The following is an 814-nucleotide window of genomic DNA, read 5'->3' on the forward strand; positions in this document are numbered from 1 at the left end:
GTCTCATGTACCAGATGTTCCGCTTCATTAAAGCGTTTTTGTGGATTTCTGATTTCTGAAAGTTCTTCCCAGGTCTCTGCATACACCGGAATCAGATAGGAAACTGCCTCCGAAAAATATCCAGCGTAGAGCGGAGCGGTATATTCTTTTTTTTAATTTCTACTCCATAGCTGGATACAATCTGCATAAAATTTCCTACTTTCTTTTTTCCTTCTCTTTTTGTCCCTCAATGTATGCCACTACCAGATCCCTGCTTCGGTCACTTACGGTGACTGCACAATACGATGGATTCCACAAATGTCCTCCCCACAGCTCCTGTTTTAATTCCGGATGCGAAAGAAACAACTGACGTGCCAGATTCCCCTTCATAATCTTTATCATGTCTGATATAAAAAATTGCGGTTTGCAATCCAGAAGTAAATGAATATGATCTGGCATAACCTCCATCGCCAGAATCTTAAATTTGTATTCCTCCGCAAGCCCATACAACATTTTTTTACATTCTGCGTCTATCCCATTTTTCAGGACCTGTTTTCGATATTTCGTGCACCAGACAAGATGATATTGCAAAGAATACACATATCCTCTACCATATGAAAGTGTATTTCTCTTAATAGTAAATATATCTTTTTCCATGTTTATATTATACCATATGCCCCCACACTTGGCAAACGCTAGTTCTGTATCTTGATAAAAAATTTGGCGCACCTAACTCATCACTACTACAATATACTTATGGGTAATCCCCTTACATCCAGTAAGGATTTATCCATCTCATTACTTAAACTGTTAGAATGTAGGATGCAATGGTATA

The 814-nt window shown here is 38.3% G+C and carries 1 protein-coding gene; it reads right to left on the reverse strand.

All coding sequences use genetic code 11. The features are described from left to right. Nucleotides 1-195: 195 nt before the first annotated feature. On the reverse strand, nucleotides 196-636 hold the full coding sequence (gene tnpA, locus DWX91_RS16320; RefSeq protein WP_118472003.1) for an IS200/IS605 family transposase: 441 nt from the start codon (nucleotides 634-636) through the stop codon (nucleotides 196-198). Nucleotides 637-814: the final 178 nt, after the last annotated feature.

The organism is Clostridium sp. AF22-10 (assembly GCF_003478725.1).
Classification (GTDB): domain Bacteria; phylum Bacillota; class Clostridia; order Lachnospirales; family Lachnospiraceae; genus Otoolea; species Otoolea fessa.

What these genes read in the sequence shown, in the direction of transcription:
- tnpA (WP_118472003.1), bottom strand. Translation starts at nt 636, where the DNA reads ATGGAAAAAGATATATTTACTATTAAGAGAAATACACTTTCATATGGT.